This is a genomic window from Candidatus Symbiothrix dinenymphae, from assembly GCF_001431085.1.
Map to the genome: position 1 here is coordinate 1 of NZ_BBRU01000505.1, position 392 is coordinate 392.

Annotated in this window: 1 pseudogene; it reads left to right on the forward strand. The window is 41.6% G+C overall.

The features are described from left to right. Nucleotides 1–12: 12 nt before the first annotated feature. Nucleotides 13–392 (forward strand): annotated as a pseudogene (locus ASC50_RS05350) (ATPase); the annotation flags it as partial.

The following is a 392-nucleotide window of genomic DNA, read 5'->3' on the forward strand; positions in this document are numbered from 1 at the left end:
GCATTAACCGCATTGAAATATTTTTGCGAAGATACGCCTCAGTACCATATAGTGGCGGCAGGTTCGTTGCTTGGCGTGGCTGTTAATCGCTCCAACTATTCGTTCCCTGTTGGAAAAGTGAATGAGTTATACCTTTATCCACTTGATTTTGAGGAGTTTTTGTGGGCATTAGGCAGGGAAAATCTTGCGGTAGAAATTCGCAGGCATTATGCGCGAAACGAAGAATTTCCGCTTCATTCGTTTGCTTTGGAATTTTACAAAAAGTACCTTGTAACAGGTGGAATGCCCGCTGTGGTCAAAAACTATGCAGAGACAGAGAGTTTTGCACAAACGGCTAATTATCAAACAGATATTTACAACGACTACATTGCTGATATGGCAAAATATGCAAC